Annotated in this window: 22 protein-coding genes; 10 read left to right on the top strand and 12 right to left on the bottom strand. The window is 71.9% G+C overall.

The window, feature by feature from the left end; translation table 11 throughout:
- Positions 1-42: 42 nt before the first annotated feature.
- A complete protein-coding gene (locus BCAV_RS07445) occupies positions 43-894 on the bottom strand; it encodes a fumarylacetoacetate hydrolase family protein (RefSeq protein WP_015881975.1) in 852 nt (283 codons plus the stop codon).
- Positions 895-987: 93 nt separating this feature from the next.
- Between BCAV_RS07445 and BCAV_RS23610 the strand changes: the two genes are divergently transcribed.
- A complete protein-coding gene (locus tag BCAV_RS23610; RefSeq protein ID WP_083770150.1) occupies positions 988-1,062 on the top strand; it encodes a DeoR family transcriptional regulator in 75 nt (24 codons plus the stop codon).
- 77 nt (positions 1,063-1,139) lie between these two features.
- Here BCAV_RS23610 and BCAV_RS07440 read toward each other — a convergent pair whose 3' ends face one another.
- Positions 1,140-1,913, bottom strand: a complete 774-nt coding sequence (locus tag BCAV_RS07440) for a hypothetical protein (protein ID WP_015881974.1) — start codon at positions 1,911-1,913, stop codon at positions 1,140-1,142.
- Positions 1,914-2,220: 307 nt separating this feature from the next.
- On the opposite strand from BCAV_RS07440, the gene BCAV_RS07435 reads away from it, so the two are divergent.
- From BCAV_RS07435 to BCAV_RS23380, 5 genes are all read left to right on the top strand, one after another.
- Positions 2,221-2,832, top strand: coding sequence for a hypothetical protein (locus tag BCAV_RS07435; RefSeq protein WP_043346779.1), 612 nt, complete (start codon positions 2,221-2,223; stop codon positions 2,830-2,832).
- Entirely contained in the window at positions 2,826-3,806 is a 981-nt protein-coding gene (locus BCAV_RS21570) for a hypothetical protein (protein ID WP_015881973.1), read from the top strand. Before BCAV_RS07435 ends, BCAV_RS21570 begins: the two co-directional genes overlap by 7 nt.
- A 149-nt stretch (positions 3,807-3,955) precedes the next feature.
- Positions 3,956-4,072: a ribbon-helix-helix protein, CopG family gene (locus BCAV_RS22715; protein ID WP_187292859.1), complete on the top strand. Its 117-nt coding sequence runs from the start codon at positions 3,956-3,958 to the stop codon at positions 4,070-4,072.
- Positions 4,069-4,251 carry a type II toxin-antitoxin system PemK/MazF family toxin gene (locus BCAV_RS23385; RefSeq protein ID WP_245528975.1) on the top strand — a complete coding sequence of 61 codons (183 nt, stop codon included), beginning with the start codon at positions 4,069-4,071 and terminating at the stop codon, positions 4,249-4,251. The genes BCAV_RS22715 and BCAV_RS23385 overlap by 4 nt, the downstream gene beginning before the upstream one ends.
- A complete protein-coding gene (locus BCAV_RS23380; RefSeq protein ID WP_245528973.1) occupies positions 4,248-4,391 on the top strand; it encodes a hypothetical protein in 144 nt (47 codons plus the stop codon). Before BCAV_RS23385 ends, BCAV_RS23380 begins: the two co-directional genes overlap by 4 nt.
- Before the next feature lie 46 nt (positions 4,392-4,437).
- Here the strand turns inward: BCAV_RS23380 and BCAV_RS23530 are convergent, their stop codons facing one another.
- The 9 genes from BCAV_RS23530 to BCAV_RS07390 all read right to left on the bottom strand — a co-directional run bounded on the left by BCAV_RS23530 (position 4,438) and on the right by BCAV_RS07390 (position 11,889).
- Positions 4,438-4,560 (bottom strand): hypothetical protein, encoded by a 123-nt coding sequence (locus tag BCAV_RS23530; protein ID WP_280956289.1) that lies wholly within the window; start codon positions 4,558-4,560, stop codon positions 4,438-4,440.
- Positions 4,554-4,775 (bottom strand): nucleoside triphosphate pyrophosphohydrolase family protein, encoded by a 222-nt coding sequence (locus BCAV_RS07425; protein WP_222836676.1) that lies wholly within the window; start codon positions 4,773-4,775, stop codon positions 4,554-4,556. Before BCAV_RS07425 ends, BCAV_RS23530 begins: the two co-directional genes overlap by 7 nt.
- 81 nt (positions 4,776-4,856) lie before the next feature.
- Positions 4,857-5,894 carry a LacI family DNA-binding transcriptional regulator gene (locus tag BCAV_RS07420; RefSeq protein WP_015881972.1) on the bottom strand — a complete coding sequence of 346 codons (1,038 nt, stop codon included), beginning with the start codon at positions 5,892-5,894 and terminating at the stop codon, positions 4,857-4,859.
- A 78-nt stretch (positions 5,895-5,972) separates the two neighbouring features.
- The gene (locus tag BCAV_RS07415; RefSeq protein WP_015881971.1) at positions 5,973-7,052 is read right to left on the bottom strand and encodes an ADP-ribosylglycohydrolase family protein; all 1,080 of its coding nucleotides are present in this window, start codon (positions 7,050-7,052) and stop codon (positions 5,973-5,975) included.
- On the bottom strand, positions 7,049-8,032 hold the full coding sequence (locus tag BCAV_RS07410) for an ADP-ribosylglycohydrolase family protein (RefSeq protein WP_015881970.1): 984 nt from the start codon (positions 8,030-8,032) through the stop codon (positions 7,049-7,051). The genes BCAV_RS07415 and BCAV_RS07410 overlap by 4 nt, the downstream gene beginning before the upstream one ends.
- A complete protein-coding gene (locus BCAV_RS07405) occupies positions 8,029-8,652 on the bottom strand; it encodes a hypothetical protein (RefSeq protein WP_015881969.1) in 624 nt (207 codons plus the stop codon). Before BCAV_RS07405 ends, BCAV_RS07410 begins: the two co-directional genes overlap by 4 nt.
- Complete coding sequence (locus tag BCAV_RS07400) at positions 8,649-9,566, bottom strand: carbohydrate ABC transporter permease (protein WP_015881968.1); 918 nt, start codon at positions 9,564-9,566, stop codon at positions 8,649-8,651. Before BCAV_RS07400 ends, BCAV_RS07405 begins: the two co-directional genes overlap by 4 nt.
- Entirely contained in the window at positions 9,563-10,513 is a 951-nt protein-coding gene (locus BCAV_RS07395) for a carbohydrate ABC transporter permease (protein ID WP_245528971.1), read from the bottom strand. Before BCAV_RS07395 ends, BCAV_RS07400 begins: the two co-directional genes overlap by 4 nt.
- 2 nt (positions 10,514-10,515) lie before the next feature.
- The gene (locus tag BCAV_RS07390; protein WP_015881966.1) at positions 10,516-11,889 is read right to left on the bottom strand and encodes an extracellular solute-binding protein; all 1,374 of its coding nucleotides are present in this window, start codon (positions 11,887-11,889) and stop codon (positions 10,516-10,518) included.
- A gap of 198 nt (positions 11,890-12,087) precedes the next feature.
- Here BCAV_RS07390 and BCAV_RS07385 point away from each other — a divergent pair, with 198 nt between their 5' ends.
- Both BCAV_RS07385 and BCAV_RS07380 read left to right on the top strand, forming a co-directional pair.
- The gene (locus tag BCAV_RS07385) at positions 12,088-13,233 is read left to right on the top strand and encodes a Gfo/Idh/MocA family protein (RefSeq protein ID WP_015881965.1); all 1,146 of its coding nucleotides are present in this window, start codon (positions 12,088-12,090) and stop codon (positions 13,231-13,233) included.
- A gap of 58 nt (positions 13,234-13,291) precedes the next feature.
- On the top strand, positions 13,292-16,648 hold the full coding sequence (locus BCAV_RS07380; protein ID WP_015881964.1) for a DEAD/DEAH box helicase: 3,357 nt from the start codon (positions 13,292-13,294) through the stop codon (positions 16,646-16,648).
- 21 nt (positions 16,649-16,669) lie between these two features.
- On the opposite strand, the gene BCAV_RS21565 is transcribed toward BCAV_RS07380, so the two are convergent.
- The gene (locus BCAV_RS21565) at positions 16,670-17,224 is read right to left on the bottom strand and encodes a hypothetical protein (RefSeq protein WP_015881963.1); all 555 of its coding nucleotides are present in this window, start codon (positions 17,222-17,224) and stop codon (positions 16,670-16,672) included.
- Between the two features lie 129 nt (positions 17,225-17,353).
- Between BCAV_RS21565 and BCAV_RS07370 the strand changes: the two genes are divergently transcribed.
- Positions 17,354-17,788: an SAM-dependent methyltransferase gene (locus tag BCAV_RS07370; protein ID WP_015881962.1), complete on the top strand. Its 435-nt coding sequence runs from the start codon at positions 17,354-17,356 to the stop codon at positions 17,786-17,788.
- 146 nt (positions 17,789-17,934) lie between these two features.
- A complete protein-coding gene (locus tag BCAV_RS07365) occupies positions 17,935-19,230 on the top strand; it encodes an MFS transporter (RefSeq protein ID WP_015881961.1) in 1,296 nt (431 codons plus the stop codon).
- Positions 19,231-19,304 lie beyond the last annotated feature (74 nt).

The following is a 19,304-nucleotide window of genomic DNA, read 5'->3' as shown; positions in this document are numbered from 1 at the left end:
CAGAGGGGTGGGCGACGTTGCCGGTTGGCGGGGTTCTCAGGCTCAGACGCTGGCCGCGACGAGCCGCTGACGCTGCTGCCCGAGCGACTCGATACCGATCTCCATCGTGTCGCCTGCCCCGAGGTACGGGAAGCGGCCGGACAGTGCGACTCCCTCCGGGGTACCGGTGTTGATGAGGTCTCCGGGCTCGAGAACCATGTACTGAGAGAGGTGGTGCACGATCTCGGCGACGCCGAAGATCATGTCGGCCGTCGTCGAGTCCTGCCGCGGCTCGTCATTCACCCGCGACCAGATGCGCAAGCTCTGCGGGTCCACCTCGTCGGCCGGGACGAGCCAGGGTCCAAGTGGATTGAACGTCTCCGCGTTCTTGCCCTTGGACCACTGGCCACCCGACTGCTCGAGCTGGAACGCCCGCTCTGAGACGTCGTTGCTGACGACGTAGCCGGCGATGTGGTGCCGCGCCTCGTCGGGCGAGGCCAGGTATCGCGCCCGCGCTCCGATCACGATGCCAAGCTCTGCCTCCCAGTCGACCTTCGTGGCGCCCCGGGGGACGACGACGTCGTCATCCGGTCCCACGACAGTTGCGGGGTGCTTGTGGAACAGGATCGGGACGGTGGGTGGCTCCGCGCCGGACTCCCGGGCGTGCGCCGCGTAGTTCTGGCCGATGCACAGCACGGCCTGGGGGCGTGCGATGGGTGCCCCGATCCGCAGGCCGGACTCGGTCAGGACGCGGAGTGCCTGCCGGGCGAGGGCGTCGCCGGTGCGGGCGAGTCCGTCGGAGGCGAAGAAGGCGCCGTCGAGGTCGTCCGTCACGTCATCGAGGCGGTAGGTGACGCCGTCGGAGACGACGACGGGGATCTCGGCTCCGTGGGGACCGAGGCGCATGAAGTACACGGGGCATTCCTTCCGGGACGACTGTGGCCGGAGGCATGCTAGCGCAGTTCGGTCGGTCATCGACCGAACTGCTCGACCGGCGCTGCGGCCACGGTGCGGCGGGACCTGGACAGCCCGGATGCCGACTGCGTCGTGATCCGCACGCACGGGGGCGCCTCAGCCTGTTAGCGCTCCCCCGCCCTGACAACGCACCGAGCCGGTCTGACCGCGAATGCCGGGATGTGCTTGCTGTCGGGGCGCGCGCCTCAACTGACCGCCGGGAACTCGACAGGGCCGCCCCAGTCCTGGAAGACGGTCCGCAGGCGTACCCTGCCCGGCTCGTGGACGTAAATCGGGAGGAATGACGAGTCCAGCCAGACCTCGTTCACAGGGCCTGTGCCACCCTCGGGAGCCAGCCGCCACCCCGCCGTGACGAACGGGTCACCGTCGGTCGGGACTTCGGCGTAGGTCCTGACCTCCCAGTCGGTGTCCTCCATCCAGGTCAGATAGATCCGGTGGGACATGATCCGCGCTGTGTCGGTCAAGCCTGCCCAAGTGGGGTCGCCGGTCGTCTGGGTCCATCCGGTGCCACGGACGTTGATCCAGTCGCCTTCCGGGGTCAGCACGTACGCGAAGCCTGCCTGGCTCTCGGGCGAGTATGCGGTCAGCTCCGGAACCATGTCGAAGTCGAACGTGGACCAGACGTCATCGCCGCCGTCGGAAGTCACCATCCTCCCGGTCTCCGCGGTCGCCTGCGCGGTGAGGATGCACGTGGTGAGGTCTTCGCCGTGAAGCACCGCGCCGATCTCCAGAGTCAACTCGAGGCAGAACTCCGGCACCGGTTGAGCGGGCGGCGCGACAGGGATCTCGGGCTCGACAGGCTCGGCATCGGTGGGCTGGGGCGCCGCCGTCGACTGCTCAGCGTCGATGCCTTGCGACGCGGGGGTCGTGGGCTCCTGCGCACCGCTGTCGGAAGCGCATCCGGTAAGAGCGAGCCCGACGATCGCGAGCAACGCCGTCGTCCGTCCGCCCCGCTTCATGAGTACGTCCTCCCCCGCCTCGGCCGGTCCGATGCTAGCCGCGGCTCACCGAGGGCAGGAGCGGCTTCGACGTACCGAGTGCAGGATGTCCGCACCGTGCGGCCCGCCACAGCCGCCGACACGCGTGCACCTACGGATGACGACGGCGAGGGGCAGCGCCCTCGGAGGTGGCCGCGGGACCGTCCAGCGTCTAGCGCCGCGAACGCCCCAGTGATCCGACCAGAGTTATCCACAGTGGAGAGCCATTCCCTGCCACGGCGGTCCGTCGTTGGGTTACGTTGCTCGCAGCCACACGAGGGAGGCGAACGTGCGGATCGGGGTAGGCGCGGCGCGAGCCGCGGTGATGGCCGGAGTTGCGGCGCTTGTTGCTGTTGGGCTGGTTGCCTGCAACGGCGGCGGCGGCGAGGAGCCGACGTCGACCGCAGATGTAACCGAGACCACGACGCCAAGCCCGAGCCCGTCACCCTCCCCGACCCTGGACCCCCGTGAGGCGAATATCGAGCAGGCGAAGGCGGCACTCACGGAGTATGTGCGCCTGAGCAACGAAGTAATGAACGCTGGCGGTGAAGGCTGGCAGGACCTTTCTCGTTGGTGGGGAACGCCCGACCTGGCCGAGAGGTACACGAGTACCTATCTGTCGATGATCGAACAGGGACGGCACACTGAGGGCTCGAGTTCCGTTTCTCAGATCTTGGTTACCGACTACGTCGAGGACCCGACCGGTGCGGGCCATGAGCAGATTCATTTCGAGTACTGCAGTGACACCAGTGACGTGACCCTGCTTGAGGCGAGCGGAGATGTGGTCCCTCAAGTGGGGGATGACCCGCGCTTCATCGTTTCGGTTCTGCTCCAGCGCCAGGGCGAGGGCAGCGGGTGGACCTTGAACACCCTGGAGTCCCATCCGGATCGATCGTGCTGACACCTCACCGCGTGGCTCTCCTCCTTGTATCGGCCCTCGTCTTCGGGATCGGCTGGAGCGCGCTCGGAAACGTGCCTGCCGCCGAGGCGCGACAGATCTGCTATATCAACGAGATAACCAAAACCATGGATTGCCGCGACGATGGCTCGGCGGGAAATCCAGGGGACCCTGGCGAAAACGGCGAATGGGTTTGCTATTGGGATACCGACAAGGACGGCGTACCTGACGAAATCGAGTGCGTTACCGAGCAGGGCCGCTGGAAGGGCACGTGCTACGAGAAGCCTGTCGAGCCACAGCCGCCGTTTGAGGACCCACTGTGGGAGGGGCGCACAGACGGCTATATCGCGCAATGCACGCCATTCGGCCCCGAGCCCGATCACATGGAGTGCGACGCCCTGGGCGGTTGCGACCCATGGATCAGTAAGTACTGGGTGCCGGGAGCACCGGGCACGGCGCCGTCGGCGGAGGAGCTGGCGCGCCGGGCTGTCGTCCAGATGCAGCTCCAGCCGATCGCCATCGGGATGAGCCCAGCACCAACCGTGGAACCGCCCAGCATCCTCATCAACGCACCCACGCACCTGTACGTGGAGAATCCGGGCGAGGCCACGACCGGCCCGAGTACAGAGACCGCCTCCGACTCCGGGCTCACCGTGACCGCCACCGCCACCCTCGAGCGCATCGAGTGGGACATGGGCGACGGCACCGTCGTCACGTGCGAAGGAGACGCCCTGCTCGGCCAAGCCTGGACTGAGGACATGGGCTGGGATGAGCCGGTGTGCGGCCACTACTACGAGCACACCTCCACCGACGAGCCCGGCGGCGCGTACACCGTCACCGCGGTCTCGTACTGGGGGATCGAATGGGAGCTCGTCGGCGGCGGCGAGGCTGGCAGCTTCGATTACGACCTGTTGGCCTCGGTGCAGGTCGGCGTCCGCGACGCACCCGCACACCTCGTCCCCGACCCCACCGGCTGAGCCAGGACACCAACCCACCAAGCCGAACCGCGCCGTCGGCTCACCGCGAAACGATCAAAACGACCACGTTCCCGGAGAACACTCGCTTCCCCCCGCGGCGACGCCTGGGCGAACGACGCGCGGAGGGTAGGAAGAGTCATACTCGGGCGATGAAGGCCGCGATCTCCCTTCCCGGCAGCACGTTCGAGCGCATCGACCGCGCAGCTCGCAAGCACGGCATGACGCGCTCGGAGGTAGTGCGCCCGCACTCCGGCGGCCGGCGGTGATCATCCAGTCCGACCGCTACAACCAGTCGCTGCTCTCGACGGCGGTGGTTCTCCCGCTCTCCTCGAACACTGACCTTGCCCGTCACCCCGGCCACGTCGTCGTGGCCGCCTCAGCGTCGTGGCCGCCTCAGCGTCCGGATTGTCGAAGGACACGGTCGTCAACGTCTCAGAGCCGATGACCGTCGACCGAACCCTCCTCGAGACCAGCGACCACCGTCTGCAGGCCTACCTCCTCGGCGCGGAGAGGCCGCCCACCGAGGTCGCCATGCAGTGCGACGTCCGCCCGGAGCGGGCGTACCTGCGGCTCTGGTGGACCTGAGCGGAGGATCGGCCGGGCTCGGTAGAAAGAATGTCGGCGTAACGCCTCAGCCGCGCGAGGGCCGCGCCTCGGGCGGGAACCTCTCCTCGTTGCGCCGCAGCTTCTCGTGCGCCACGGCGAGCAGATCGACCCCCGCGACGTCGGACAGCCGCGCCAGGTAGATCAGCACGTCCGCCATCTCGAACGCCACGCGGTCGTGAAGCGCAGCGTCCGCTGAACGAGCGAACGGCTCGCCTCGCCGTCCACCCACTGCAGCTCCGCCGCGAGCTCGCCCGCCTCCCCCGCGATCGCCATCGCCAGGTTCTTGGGCGTGTGGAACTGCTCCCAGTCGCGGGCCTCGGAGAACGCGCGGACCGCCGCGACGAGGTCGTCGAAGTCGCTCACGGTCCGCACCCTAGCGAGCGCACACCAACCGCCCACGCAACCCGTTGCCGGCCGACAAGCTCGCCCTCGCGTACTCCAGGCTCAGGCCAGGCTCGACGCCCGCACCTCCAGCCGGCACGGCACCAGCTCGACCCCACTCCCCGTGGCCCCTCCCGCGCGATCGAGCGCGTGGGCACTCCGCCGACCGATCTCCACCAGGTTCATGTCCACCGAGGTGATCGCCGGGTCGGCGTTCGCCGCGACGATCTCCCAGTTGTCGAACCCCACCACCGACACGTCCTCCGGCACCCGGATCCCCTCGGCTCGCAACACGTCCTGCACGCCGCGGGCGAGCGTGTCGTTGCCGCAGATGACGGCGTCGATCTCGCCCATCGACGGCAGGAGCCGGCGCGCCACCTCGCGCCCCCATCGCTCCGCCCAGTCGCCGAACACCGGCGTGCCGGCCACGAAGTCCAGCCCGTGCTCGAGCAGGACCTCGCGCGAACCGCGGATCCGATCGTGGACCACGCGATCGCTCGGGTTCCCCGTCACGTACGCGATCCGCCGTCGTCCGGCCGCGACGACGTGCTCCGCCGCGAGCCGGCCGCCGTGCGCGTCATCGCTGATCACCGACGTGTCCCGCGGATCCGTCGACGGCGACAACGCGTACACGACGGGCACCGGCAGGTGCTGTCCGATCGACGGCCGCGCATCCGGGATCGCGCCCACCACGATGAGCCCGTCGACCCGGTGCGCGAGCAGCGTCCGCACGTGCGCCGCCTCGCGCTCGGGGTCGCCCCGACCCTCGCACATCAGCACCGACATCTCGCCGACCCCGAACGCATCCTCCAGGCCCATGAGGATCGGGATCGAGAACCGGCCGTTGACGTCGCCGGTCAGCAGCCCGATCGACTTGGTCCGGCCGCGGAGCAGCCCCGTCGCGAGCGCGTTGGGGTAGAACGACAGCCGCTCGGCCGCCGAGCGCACCTTCTGCTTCGTCGCCGCGCTCACCTCGGCCCGGTCGTTGAGCGCGCGTGACGCCGTTCCCACGGAGACACCGGCGAGCCGGGCGACGTCCTTGAGCGTCGACGCCCGCCGCCCCGCGGCGGCGTCGGCGGCCGGCACGCCCGCGTCACCCATGCGTCGCTCTCCTCACCGTCGCGTCACACCGAAGGCGGTGTGCCGTGATCCTAGGTGGGCGGAGCGCGACCGTGCCGGTCAGGAGTCGCTCGCGACGTGTGCCGGCGCCAGAGCTGCAGCGCCCCCGCCGTCCGGCACGGCGGGCCATGAGGCGGCGAGCCGGTCCGCCAGCTCGGTGAGACGCTGACCGCCGACCGCCGGGACGCACGTCCCCGCGAGCTCGTCCACCCGCTCCCGCCAGGTCGTCGGGATCGCCTCCGCACCGGCGACGGCCCCGACGAGCGCGCCCACGATCGCCGGCATGCTGTCCGCCTGCCGGTGCACCGCCGCCGCCAAGGTCACCGCCCCAAGCACGTCGCCCTCGCACGCCTCAGCGATGACGAACGCGAGCGGGACGGTCTCGGGAGCGATCGATCCGTGGCTGTACGTCGCCGGCGCGACCTCCTCCACCAGCTCGGGAAGCGCCGTCGGGAGGTCCTGATGCCGAGCGACCACCACGCGAGCCCGGTCAAGGTTCCGCCGGATCCAGGAGTCAGGCTCCATGCGCGCGGCCCCCGCCGCGACAGCCTCAGACATGCCGCCGCCGCCCACCGCCACGGCCACCGCAGCGGCCACGGCCGAGGCGGCCCAGACGCCGTCGCGCCCGTTCGTGACCTCGGCGAGGACGACGGCGAGCGCGGCCGCCGCGTCCGGGTCGCCTGCGTGGCGGATCCCGGCGGGGACGACCCGCGGGACCGCGGAGTCGTCCTCGGCGTGCGGGTTGTCCGTCCCGCTCGCCGGCGGCACGAGCCCGTTCGCAAGGTTCGCGAGGGCACCGCGCTCCGCGACGCTCCCCCACGCCTCCTGCGACATGAGCGCCGCCCACCGCGCGGCCGGCCCGCGGTCGTCGTCCCCGAGACCGAGCACGAGCAACGCTCCGACGGCGGCGGCCTCGGCGTCGTCGGTCGGCGCCCACGGCGCGAACCCGCCCCGCATCGAGAACGGCGTCCCGAACCGTGTCACCCGCTGCTCGTCCGCCGTCACACCCATCGACCACGCCCGGCGCCCGCCTGCCCGGATCCCGCGGTGGTAGAGCGACGGGAAGCCGACCGCGTCACCGACCGCGAGGCCCAGCAGCGCGCCGCGTGCGCGAGAGACCGGCGCCGCGACGGCGCTCATGCTGCGGCTCCCGCGGTCACGAGCTCGCGGGCGAGCTCGTCGAGCCGCGTGCCCGCCGTCGCGTGGATGCAGTGCCCCCGGATCTCCTGGACGGCGTCCGCCCACGCCGCCGGGACGGCCTCGATCCCGTGGAGCGCGCCAGCGAGCGCACCCGCCATGGCGGCGATCGTGTCGGCGTCGCGCCCGATGTTCGTCCCGCCCAGCACGCTCGGCACGTACTCCCCCTTCGTGGCCGTGAAGATCCCGAGCGCCAGCGCGGCTGCCTCGGGGGCGACGTCGGGCCACGGGTAGTGCGGCAGCGTGCACCGCTCGTGCAGCTCGACGAGCGCCTCACCCAGGTCCTCGTGCCGCCGCCCGATCTCCACGGCGCGCGTCATCGCCCGCCGGGTCCACGAGCCCTCCGGCGTGGCGGCGATCGCGGCGTCGACGACGTCCCGCCAGTCGTCGGCCACCATCGCCGCCGCGACCCCCGCCGCCATCGCCATCCCGCACCAGAGACCGTCGGCCGCGTGGCTGACGGCGCCGTCGATCTCGGCCAACCGGGCCGCCTCCGACGGGTCGCCCGCGCAGAACACTCCGATCCCGACGACGCGCATCGCGCACCCGTCGCTCCACGACTCGTGGTTGTCCGTGCCGGACTGGGGGGCGTCGATGCCGCGGCGCAGGTTCGCGATCGCCCCCATCTCGGAGAAGCCCCCGCCGTGGAACCCGCCGCGCTGCGACACGACGTGCTCGCGCCACATCGAGCTCACGTCCGCGTGCGTCAGCGCGCGCCCGAACCGCAGGACCGTCCACGACGTCAGGACGGCGTACTCCGTGTCGTCCGTACCTGCCGGGTCGTCGCTCACGAACCCCTCCACCCAGCCGTACCTGGCCCGAATCTGCTGCGGCGTCATGTTCTCCGTCGGCGCACCCAGCGCGTCGCCGACCGCCTGTCCGACGAGCGCACCGAGAGCACGGGAGTGGCGATCCGGCGTCATGCGGGCACCCCCGCCGCCGCCCACCGGGCGAGTGCGACGCGCTGCGTCCGCAGCACGACGGCGAGCGCGCCGAGCGCCAGGGGGGCGAGCGGCCACGCGGTGGCGGCCAGGAGGCCCGTCAGCAGCGTGAGCGCGACGACGCCGAGCGTGCGCCACGGCGTCGCAAGAGCGAGGGAGCACGCCGCGGCGAGCACACGCCCCGCGGGCCGCAGCTCCGGGGCCGCAGCCACGACCGAGGCGAGCAGGGGCGCGAGCACCGCCGGCACGAGGACGAGCACGACCCCGGCGATCATCGCCGCCTGCGCCGGCAACGGCGCCGCGCCGCCGTCGAACCCCGACGCATATGCGACGTCGAGCAGACCGAGCGTGACGGCGACGACGAACGCCGCCTGCCAGCGCCACAGGGCCGGCGTCACGGCGCGCATCGAGGCCCACCACCGCCGGACGAGGTGCCGGCCGTCGGGTTCGGTCCGCACCGTCGCCGCGAGCGCGGGCATCAGGCAGAGGCCGCCCAACGAGCCGACGACCGCCAGGACAGCGAGCCCGCCCGCTCGCAGCGTGTGCGAGACCCGGCGCGTCGGCTCCCCGCCGAGACCCAGGAACCACCGGAGCGTCGTCATCCCTTCACCCCCGTCAGTGCGATGCCCTGCACGATGTACCGCTGCGCGAAGGCGAAGAGCACGATCATCGGCGCGACGGTGATGACCGACGCCGCCATGAGCAGCGCCCACTGCGTGCTGTACATGCCCGTGAACGCGGCGAGCCCGAGCGACAGCGTGTACATGCTCGGGTCGTTGAGGTAGATGAGCGGATTGAGCAGGTCGTTCCAGACGGCGATCGTCGAGAAGACGGCGACGAGGATCATCGGTCCCTTCGTGAGCGGCAACGCGACCACTCGGTAGACGGTGAGGGGCGACCCGCCGTCGACGTACACGGCGTGGTCGAGGTCGCTCGGGAGCGTGAGGAAGAACTGGCGCAGCAGGAACACGTAGAACGCCCCGCCGGCGGCGAACCAGGCCGGCACCACGAGCGGCACGTACGTCCCGACCCAGCCCAGCCGCTGCCATGCCACGAACGTCGGGATGAGCGTGACGGCGTACGGCAGCATCAGGCCCGTCATGATCAGGCCGAACGCCACGCCACGCCCGCGCCACTCCAACCGCGAGAACGAGAACGCCGCGAACGAGCAGCTCAGCACGGTCCCGGGCACGATCAGCACCACGAGCAGCAGAGTGTTGAGGAAGTAGCGACCGAAGGACTCTGCAGCGAGCGCCCGGGAGAAGTTGTCCCACACCACCGGGTCCGGGAGCCACTGTGGTGGGATCCGGAAGATCTGACCCTGGTCCATGAACGCGCTGCGCAGCAGCCAGAGCAGCGGGACGACCGACGCGAGCCCGACGGCCGCGAGCAGCACGTGGACGGCGATCCGCGCGGCCAGGCGCGTCGGAGCATGACGACGACGGCGCAGGGCAGGTTCGGCGGTACCGCTCGGTTCGGCGAGGCTCGCCGTCGTCATCGAGGCCGGAGCGCTCATCGTTTCCCTCCCTCGTAGAACACCCAGCGGCGCGCGGACCGGAAGATCACGAGCGTGACGAGCAGGATGACGAGGAAGAGAACCCACGCGAGCGCGCTGGCGTACCCGAAGTCCCCGGACTTGAACGCCTTGTTGTACAGGTAGAAGACGATGAAGTTCGTGGCGCCGTTCGGTCCGCCGTTCGTCATGATGTAGGCCTGATCGAAGACCTGGAGCCCGGCGATCATCCCCATGACGAGGTTGAACAGGACGATCGGCGTCAGCTGCGGAAGCGTGACGCTCCAGAACTGCCGGAACGCGCCCGCGCCGTCGCACTGCGCGGCCTCGTAGAGCTCCCGCGGGACGCCCTTGAGGCCGGCGAGGAAGATGATCGCCGTGTTGCCGAATCCCCAGGCTGCCATGAGCGCGAGGGACGGCATCACGCTGGACTCGGCGTAGATCCAGCTCGACGACGGCAGCCCGACGGCCCGCAGGGCGGTGTTGAGCAGGCCGAGATCCGGGTTGAACATCCAGAGCCAGAGCACAGAGCTCGCGACCGGAGGGACGAGCACGGGGAGGTAGAAGAGCGTCCGGTACGCGCCCTCGGACCTGCCCGCGCGATTCAGGAGCAGCGCGGCGAACAGCGCCGAGACGAGCGAGGCCGGGACCGCCAGGAGGACGTACAGACCCGTCGCGCGGAGCGCCTTGTGGAACTGCGCGTCGGCGAGCATCTCCCGGACGTTGTCGAGGCCGACGAACGCAGGCGAGGAGCCGATCGTCCAGTCGGTCAGGCTGAAGTAGAGCGACGCGGCCATCGGAGCGGCCGTGAACACCAGGTAGCCCGCGACCGCCGGGACCGCGAGCGCCATGCCCCACCGGCGCTGCTGGCGAGCGAGTCCGCCGAGGCGACGCCGGGGTGCCCCGGCACCACTCGGCGACCGGGGGGCGGCCGGGGCGTGTGTGGCCACGCTCAACCCTCGACGAGGTCCGGGTAGGCGCCCTGCATCAGCGGTGCCACCTCCGCGGCGAGCGCCTCCAGGGCCGCCGCCACGTCCGTCTGTTCCGCGAAGATCGGCGCGATCCCGCCACCCAGGACACCCTCGATCTCGGGGAAGTTCTTGATCTTGAACGAGAAGTACGGAACGCCGTGCTGGACGAGCGGATCGACGCACGCCGTCCGGTACGCGGGCGTGTGGACGTCGTCGTTGACCCAGGTGCTGATGAGCTCGTCGTCCGTGTAGTACTTCTCCTCCATCGGCATCCAGAGCCCGTCCCGGTAGAGGGAGACGGTCTCGGGACTGGCCTCGTAGGCCATCCACTCGAGCGCGAGGTCCTCGTTGCCGGAGTCGACGAACGCGGCGTTCGCGCCACCCACCACGCAGATCGCCGGCACGCCGAACGTCGGGTGGACCCCGAGGCCGTACTCGAGATCCCCGGCGGCGAGGTCGATGAGGCTCCACTGACCGCCCATCACCATCGCGACGCGCCCGCTCTCCAGCAGCAGCGCCGAGCCGCTGCCCATGGCACTCGCCTGAGCGGGGGTCGGGGCGACCCGGTGCGTGTAGATGAGGTCGGACAGTGCCTGCACGACCTCGATGGCCTCGGGGCTCGCGATGAGGCACTCGGTGCCGTCCTCGTTGAACAGCGAGAGCCCGTTCGAGGCGAAGAGCGAGTGCAGCGTGGGCAGGTCGGTCGGCACAGCGACGCCGTACTGGCGCACGTCGCCCGCGTCGAAGCCCGACTCCGACGGCGACCGGCCGCTCGCGTCCTTCGTGAGAGCGTCGGCCTGCTCGACGAACGTGTCCCAGTCCCAGGACGTGTCCATCGTGGCGGGCGGCGCGACGCCGGCCGCCTGCACCGCCTCGACGGAGTGGAACATCGTGATGACCTCGAGCGCGATGACGCCGACCGCGTTCTCCTCGTCCCAGTAGTGCTTGGCGATCGGCAGCCATCCGGCGAACTCGTCGCGATCGGCGATGCTGACCACCTTGCCCTGCTCGCCGAGCTGCATGGCCATGCCCTCCTGGACATACCCGGCGTCCGGCGGCGTGCCCGCGGCGATGAGCGAGTTCAGCTTCGCGGCGTACTCGTCGTACGGCACGTTCAGGGGCTTCGCGTCGATGCCCTTCTCGTCCGCGAACGCGTCGAGCGCCGCGTTGACGCCGTCGGCCTCGAACGACGACCCCCACGTCATGTAGTCGAACGCTGCGGAGTCCGAGGCGCCCGGCCCCCGGCAGCCTGCGAGTGCCAGCCCGGTCAGCCCTGCTGTCCCCGCGCCCGCCGCGAGGAAACCACGCCTCGACAGCTGCGCTCGGGTGGGGCGGGTGAGTCTGGGAACGGCCATCGGTCCCGTCCTTTCGTCGTCGCGAGGATCGAGCGGCAAGAGCCGCGAGTCGCCACCGTAGCGATCGCAAAGGGTTGCGTCAACGCCGGATCGCAACGATACGATCTAGCACGCAGCAAGCGATTCGAAACGTTCGCAATGCCTTGCGGTCGTTCGACATCGCTCGATGTGTGCTGCACGGATGAGGAGGAGAGCGCGATGGATCGATCCGCCGGGATCGGGGTGGCCGTCGTCGGGTTGGGCTTCGGCGCGGAGTTCGTGCCGATCTACCGGGACCACCCGCACGTGGGCAACCTCGTCGCCTGCGACGCCGATGGCGCGCTCCTGAGCGAGGTGGCCACCGCGGCGCGGCCGGATCGTGCCACCACCCGGCTCGACGACGTGCTCGAGGACCCGGCGATCGACGCCGTCCACCTCGTCACCGGGATCCCGAGCCACGCCGAGCTGACGGTCCGCGCCCTCGAGGCGGGCAAGCACGTGGCCTGCACCGTGCCGATGGCCCTGACGCTCGCCGAGCTGGACGCCGTCGTCGACGCCTGCGAGCGCACCGGCCGGCGCTACATGATGATGGAGACCGCGGTGTACGGCCGCGAGTTCTTCCTCGCCCGCTCGATGATGGAGCGCGGGGCGTTCGGGACCGTGGTGCATGCTCGCGGGACGCACTTCCAGGACATGACGGGCTGGCCCGCCTACTGGCACGGGCTCCCACCGATGGCGTACGCCACGCACGCGATATCCCCGATCCTCGCGCTCCTCGACACCGAGGCCTCGCGCGTCCAGGCGCTCGGTTCCGGTCGCCTGCGCGCGGACCAGCGTGGCCGGTACGAGAACCCCTTCCCGCTGGAGACGGCGCTGGTGGAGCTCGCCGGGCGTGACGTCGTCGTCGACCTCACGCGCTCGCTCGTCTCGACCGCCCGTGGGTACACCGAGTCGTTCTCGGTGTACGGGGATCGTCGGAGCTTCGAGTGGCCGCAGCTCGAGGGCGAGCTCCCGGTCGTGTTCTCGATGGGCGAGCCGGAGCTGGACCGGGGACGGCCGGTCGAGGCGGAGCGACCGGAACCGCCGGACCGCCTCGACCTCCTTCCCGAACCTCTGCACCGCTACACCCGGGCGCTGGTCCACGACTCCGAGGACCACCTGTCCGTGGTCCAGGGCGGGGGTCACGGCGGATCCCATCCGCACCTCGTGCACGAGTTCGTCTCGAGCATCGTCGAGGAGCGGGCGCCGTACGTGGATCATCGACGAGCGGCGGCCTGGACGGCGGTCGGGATCGTGGCGCACGAATCGGCCATGGCCGGAGGTTCTCCGCTGACGGTGCCGTCGTATCTCGGGGCCCGCGCATAGCGCGCCTGCCTGTGGACGGCGCGGCACGAGTGTGGGCGCCGCAACGTAACCTCGAATCGTGCACAGCCCGGTCGAGCTCATCGCGATCGTGGGTCGGCACGCCTTCGAGGCCGGGCGCGAGTACGCCCGGGCCGATCGCGCCCGGGTGCTCGCCCACGACCCCGACGACGGCGTCGTCTTCGGCAGCTGCCGCGGCTCCGGCGGACGCGTCTACAACCTCGTCGTCCGGTACGAGACGAGCCGCTACGGGGTGATCGACGACGTCGTCGGCCAGTGCTCGTGCCCCGTGTCCGAGAACTGCAAGCACTGCGTCGCCCTGCTCCTCACCGCCCTGGCGAGCGCGCGCACCGACGCCGCGCCGCGGGCCGGGGCGACGCCGCGGTGGCAGACCACGCTAGACGACGTCTTCCCGCCCCCGCAGCGCGACGCCCTCCCCCTCGCGCTCGCCCTCGAGCTCACGCCACCGCGCCTGCCCGACGACGGCGAGGCGCGCCCCGAGCGCTACGGCCGCTGGCGCGACCACGGCTCCCCCGGCTCGGTCCGCGCCCGACCGCTCCGCCGCGGCAAGCGCGCCCGCTGGGTCAGCTCCGGGGCGGCGTGGTCGTCCGTCCGCGGCGGCTGGATCAACGGCGCCGACCGGCTCCACGTCGAGGCGCTCGACGCCGTCCGGCGCCTCGGCGAAGCCGTCGACCCCTACGCCTACGCCGAACCCACCTGGCTCGCGCTCGAGCAGGTTCCGAGCCCGTCGCTGTGGCCGGCCCTGCGCCGCCTGGTCGACGCCGGCGTGCCGCTCGTCGAACCGGGCAACGGGCGGCGCGTCACGCTCGAGCAGGCCACCGGCACGGCCCCGGTCACGATCCGCGCGAACGCCGACGGCTCGCTGTCCGTGCGCGCCGAGCTGCGCCACCCCGGGATCGCCGACCCGAGCCGCGCCGTCCTCCTCGGCGAACCGCCGCACGGACTGGCGTGGCGCGACGACGACGGCGTCCACCTCGCCGCGCTCGACCCACCCGCCACGTCGTCGTGGCACGCCCTCGCCGCCGACCGCGACGGCGTCGTCGTCCCCGCCGCGGACCGCGGCACGTTCGAGCACACCGTGCTGCCGCGGATCACGCGGCAGGAGTGGCTCTCCCCGGACGAGAGCTTCACGCCGACCCCGCCGCCGCCCCCCGCCCTCCACCTCGAGCTGGACGTCACGCGGGCCGACGCGGGCGCCGTCCCCCACGCGCACCTCGCGTGGTCCTGGCACTACCGCGACGAGACCGGCCAGGGCTACGGCCCGCTGGACCTCGCGGCGAGCGGGTCCGATCCGCCGCGCGACGCCGACGCCGAGGCCGCCCTGACCGCCGCCGTCGTCGACGCCCTCGCGCCGCTCCCGCTGCTGCTCGACGACGACGGCGCCCGGTTGCGTCCCAGAGGCAGCGTGCGGGGTCTCGACGTCGTCACGCTCGTGACCGACGTCGTCCCGCAGCTCCGGGCGCTCGGCGTGGTCCTCGGCCACACGGAGCTGCCCACCTTCCGCGACGCCGGCGCGCCGCAGGTCCGGGTCTCCGTGGCCGAGAAGGAGCGGGACTGGTTCGACCTCGAGGTCACGATGCAGGTCGGCGGGCACGACGTGCCGATCGGCCACGTCATCACGGCCCTGACCCAGGGCGCCGACGCGCTCTTCCTCCCGGACGGCGGCTTCGTCACGCTCGCGGACCCCGAGCTGCAGCGCCTGCGCGAGCTCATCGCGGAGGGCCGCGCGCTCGTCGACCAGCGCCGCACCGGCCTGCGGGTGAGCAAGCTCCAGACGTCGTGGTGGGAGGAGCTGCTCGCGCTCGGCCTGGTGCAGACGGCCGAGCACGCGTGGTTCGACGCCTTGCGACGCGCGGCCGAGCACCCGCCCGAGCCGCCGCCGGTGCCGCGCGGGCTCCGCGCCGACCTGCGGCCCTACCAGCGCCTCGGGTTCGAGTGGCTCGCGCAGCTGCGCCGCAGCGGGCTCGGGGGCGTGCTCGCCGACGACATGGGCCTCGGCAAGACCGTGCAGACGCTCGCCATGATCCTGGACGATCGTGAGGAGCGGGCCGACGGCGCTGTCGCCGAGGCCGAGGCAGGCCCGAGCGACGCCGGCGCCCACGCGCCGTGGCTCGTCGTCGCGCCCACGTCGGTCGTCCCCAACTGGGCCGCGGAGGCGGCGCGCTTCGCTCCCGACCTGCGGGTCGCCGTCGTCGACGCCACGCGGCGGAAGCGCCGCACACCCCTCGCGGAGCTGACCTCCGGGGCCGACGTCGTCGTCACGTCGTACGCCCTGCTGCGGCTGGACGTCGAGGAGTACGCCTCGCTCGGCGTCGCCGGGCTCGTGCTCGACGAGGCGCAGAACGTCAAGAACCACGCGTCGAAGTCGTTCGCGAGCGCGAAGAAGGTCGGCGCCCCCGTGACGTTCGCGATCACCGGCACGCCGATGGAGAACAACCTCGCGGAGCTGTGGTCGATGTTCGCGCTCGTCGCGCCGGGGCTGCTCGGCAGCCCGGCGCAGTTCGGCGAGGTGTACCGCAAGCCGATCGAGCGCGGGAACGCTCCGACCGCGAAGCTGCTCGCCCGGCTCCGACGGCGGATCGCGCCGTTCCTGCTGCGGCGCACCAAGGAGGAGGTCGCCACCGACCTGCCACCGAAGCAGGAGCAGGTGATCCAGGTGGAGCTCTCCCCCGCGCACCGGCGCGTGTACGACCGGCACCTGCACCGCGAGCGCCAGCGCGTGCTGCGCCTGGCCGACGACCTCGACCGCAACCGCGTCGAGGTCCTCAGCGCCCTCACCCGGCTGCGGCAGCTGGCGATCGACCCGACCCTCGTGGACGCCGACTCCGCGGCCCCGGGCTCCAAGCTCGACGCCCTGCTCCCACTGCTCACCGAGGCCGCCGCGGAGGGTCACCGCGTGCTCGTGTTCAGCCAGTTCACGCGCTACCTGGCGATGATCGGCGCACGCCTCGACGCCGCCGGGCTCGCTTACTCCTACCTCGACGGCACCACCCGCCGCAGGGACGCCGTCATCCGCGGCTTCGCGGAGGGCACCGATCCGGTGTTCCTCATCAGCCTCAAGGCGGGCGGCGTCGGCCTCAACCTCGCGATGGCGGACTACGCCGTGCTCGCCGACCCGTGGTGGAACCCCGCGACCGAGGAGCAGGCCGTCGACCGGGCGCACCGCATCGGGCAGACGAAGCCGGTGATGGTGTACCGGCTCGTCGCCACCGACACCATCGAGGAGAAGGTGATGGCGCTGCAGGGCGCGAAGCGCGCGCTCGTCGCCGGCGTGCTCGGGGTCGAGGAGAACGGGACGAACGGCGGGGCCGACGACGGCGCGGCGCAGCCCGAGAGGCGGCGTCCCGTCGGCGGCGGGAACCTCACGGCGGACGACCTGCGCGCCCTGCTCGGCTGAGTCCCCGCGCGCGGCGAACCTCTAGACCGCCGCCGCGGTGGCGCGTGCCCGGCGCCCCACCGCACGCAGCATGAGGTGCCGGATGAACCCGCTGCCCGGTCTGATCAGCGCCCAGTAGCGCGCCATCGCACGGTGCGCGGCGGCGTCGGTCGTCACGACCCGCGTCTGTGTCACGACGCGCGTGCGGCCCGACCCGGCGTCCTCCAGCCGGAAGACCAGGATCGCCTTGCCGTAGCCCGGTTCGCAGAACTCGCTGAAGGCGTCGAGATCGCGCACGTCGGCCCGCGCGTCCGCCCCGCCGAACCGCCACCACCTGCCGAGGAGACCGAGCACGCGCTCCCGGCCCGGATACTCGGCGAGCTCGACGAACATGCTCGGCGACGGCGACCGGTACCGCCGCCCGTTCGCGACGATCCCGATCGCCGCCCGCGCCGCGAACAGCGGGGCCGCGAGGCGCAGGTCACCGAAGCGGAACTCGGTGACGGCGTCCCAGACGGCGTCGCGCGGGGCGTCGATGACCGCCGCGTGCTGCTCCGCGAACTCTGCGACGGGCATGATGCGGTCGGCGAGGCTCATGCGACAAGCGTGCCGACGCCGCGGGCGGGCCGGATCCCTCGCCGGAGGGAGATCGACGACGGCGGCACGCACCGTCCGTACGCGACGCATCTCTCGCCGTCGTCGGCTCCCTGCCCTACCGTCTCCGCCATGCCGGAGAAGCTGTCGCGGCGGCTCGCCGACGCCGTCGCCGCCCTGCCGCTCGAGCCCGGGATGCGGGTGCTGGAGATCGGGTGCGGCCCCGGCGCGGCGGCCCGGGCCCTGGCGCGGATCGTGGCCCCGGGGACGGTCGTCGCGATCGACCGCTCCGCCGCCGCGGTGCGGCTGGCCCGGGCCGGGTCGGCGGCCGAGATCGAGGCCGGCACCCTCGACGTGCGCCAGTCGTCCGTCGAGGACTTCCGCCTCGACGACGGCGAGGCCCCGTTCGACCTCGCGTTCGGGCTGCGCATCGGTGCCCTCGACGGCCGTCACCCGGAGGCGTTCGACGTCGCCATGTCGGCGCTCGCCGCCGCGCTATCCCCGACGGGACGCGTGTTCGTCGACGGCGGCGATCCGCTCCGCGAGCTGCCCGTGCCGCGCGCCTGACCGACCGACCAGCGAGGAGTGGGCGCTCACCACGTGCGCCTCCTTTGGTATACCATTCGACGAGAATCGGCGCCCGATGAGCGGCGCCGTCCGCCAGGCAGCGCCCCCGCCCGGCACACCACCGAGTCCGCGAGAGGAGCCACGCCGTGCCGCCGGAGGACGTCCTGGACCACGCGACGTCGTCCGCCCGACCGACGGCTCCCCCACGCCCCGCCCGCGGCCTCGGCCGGGCCATCGCCTCGCTCCGCGGCAACCGGCCCTTCCTCCTGCTCTGGCTGTCGAACCTCTTCTTCTTCGGCGGCGCCTGGACGCAGACGCTGATCCTCGGCTGGCTCGTGTTCGAGACCACCGGCTCGGAGTTCCTGCTCGCCGTCTTCACCGCCGTCCGGCTCGCGCCGCTCCTGCTCGGCCCGCTGGCCGGCGTCCTCTCGGACCGGTTCGACCGCATGCGCCTCCTGCTGGTCGCCGGGACGTGGGCGTTCGTGGCCGTGGCCGCGCTGGCCGCGGCGGTGTCGCTTGCCACGGTGCCCTACTGGGCGCTCCTCGTCGGCGGCCTGGCGATCGGGCTCGCGCAGTCGCCGTCGCAGCCTGCGCGCTCCTCTCTCGTGCTCGACCTCGTGGGCCGCGACAACCTCAGCAACGCCAACGCTCTCAACTCGATGGCCATGAACATGACGCAGGTCATCGGCCCGGCCATCGGCGGTGCGCTGATCAGCACCCTCGGGGCACCGGCCGCCCTGTGGATCTCCTCCGCGTGGTACGCCGTCTCGCTCGCGCTCCTCTGGCCGCTGCGACGCGTCGGTCGCACCCGCAGGGCAGCGCCCGAGGCAGTGGTGCGCATGCTTGTCGGCGGCTTCCGCACCATCGCCGCGAACCGCCTCGCGTCCGCCGTCCTGCTCGTCACCCTCGCCGCAAACATCCTCATCTGGCCGGTCTTCCAGTCGTTCATGCCCGTGTTCGCCGGCGAGGTCCTCAGCCTCGACGCCTCCGGCCTCGGCTGGCTCCTCACGTGCAGCGGGATCGGCGGGCTCGTGGGCTCGATCGTCATCGCCGCCCTCGGCGACTTCCGGTTCAAGGGCGGGCTCTTCGTGATCGGCACCGGGGTGTGGGGGGCGCTGTGGGCGCTGTTCGCGCTGTCACACTCGGTCGGCCTGTCGTTCGCGCTCATGGCCGGCATCGGGCTCGCGAGCGCCGCCTTCGGCGTCCTCCAGACCACGCTTTTGCTCATGACCACGGAGCCCGCCGTCCACGGCCGGGCCCTGGGTCTGCAGGAGCTCGCGATCGGTGCGATCCCGGTCGCGTCGCTCGCCCTCGGAGCGATCGCCGAGGTGGTCGGCGTCGGCGCGACGTCGTTCGTCAGCGCCCTGCTGCTCGTGGCGGCGATGGCGCTGCTCGCCGTCCGCGTGCCGCAGCTCGTCCGCTACAGCGGCGTCCAGGAGTAGCGACACGCGTTTCGTTGTGCAAGCCGGTGATGCGCATTGTGAAGTACCATCGAAGGTCGACGAGGGGTTCCCAA

The organism is Beutenbergia cavernae DSM 12333 (genome assembly GCF_000023105.1).
Taxonomy (GTDB): domain Bacteria; phylum Actinomycetota; class Actinomycetes; order Actinomycetales; family Beutenbergiaceae; genus Beutenbergia; species Beutenbergia cavernae.
The sequence above is the reverse complement of the archived record's forward strand: the minus strand, read 5'-3'. Positions and strand labels throughout refer to the sequence as shown.

Bases quoted from the DNA above. Each gene is read 5' to 3' on its own strand.
- BCAV_RS21565 (WP_015881963.1), bottom strand. From the start codon at position 17,224: ATGAGCCTCGCCGACCGCATCATGCCCGTCGCAGAGTTCGCGGAGCAG.
- BCAV_RS07410 (WP_015881970.1), bottom strand. From the start codon at position 8,032: ATGACGCCGGATCGCCACTCCCGTGCTCTCGGTGCGCTCGTCGGACAG.
- BCAV_RS07370 (WP_015881962.1), top strand. From the start codon at position 17,354: ATGCCGGAGAAGCTGTCGCGGCGGCTCGCCGACGCCGTCGCCGCCCTG.
- BCAV_RS23380 (WP_245528973.1), top strand. From the start codon at position 4,248: ATGACCGTCGACCGAACCCTCCTCGAGACCAGCGACCACCGTCTGCAG.
- BCAV_RS22715 (WP_187292859.1), top strand. From the start codon at position 3,956: ATGAAGGCCGCGATCTCCCTTCCCGGCAGCACGTTCGAGCGCATCGAC.
- BCAV_RS07405 (WP_015881969.1), bottom strand. From the start codon at position 8,652: ATGACGACGCTCCGGTGGTTCCTGGGTCTCGGCGGGGAGCCGACGCGC.
- BCAV_RS07420 (WP_015881972.1), bottom strand. From the start codon at position 5,894: ATGGGTGACGCGGGCGTGCCGGCCGCCGACGCCGCCGCGGGGCGGCGG.
- BCAV_RS07385 (WP_015881965.1), top strand. From the start codon at position 12,088: ATGGATCGATCCGCCGGGATCGGGGTGGCCGTCGTCGGGTTGGGCTTC.
- BCAV_RS07440 (WP_015881974.1), bottom strand. From the start codon at position 1,913: ATGAAGCGGGGCGGACGGACGACGGCGTTGCTCGCGATCGTCGGGCTC.
- BCAV_RS07415 (WP_015881971.1), bottom strand. From the start codon at position 7,052: ATGAGCGCCGTCGCGGCGCCGGTCTCTCGCGCACGCGGCGCGCTGCTG.
- BCAV_RS07400 (WP_015881968.1), bottom strand. From the start codon at position 9,566: ATGAGCGCTCCGGCCTCGATGACGACGGCGAGCCTCGCCGAACCGAGC.
- BCAV_RS07390 (WP_015881966.1), bottom strand. From the start codon at position 11,889: ATGGCCGTTCCCAGACTCACCCGCCCCACCCGAGCGCAGCTGTCGAGG.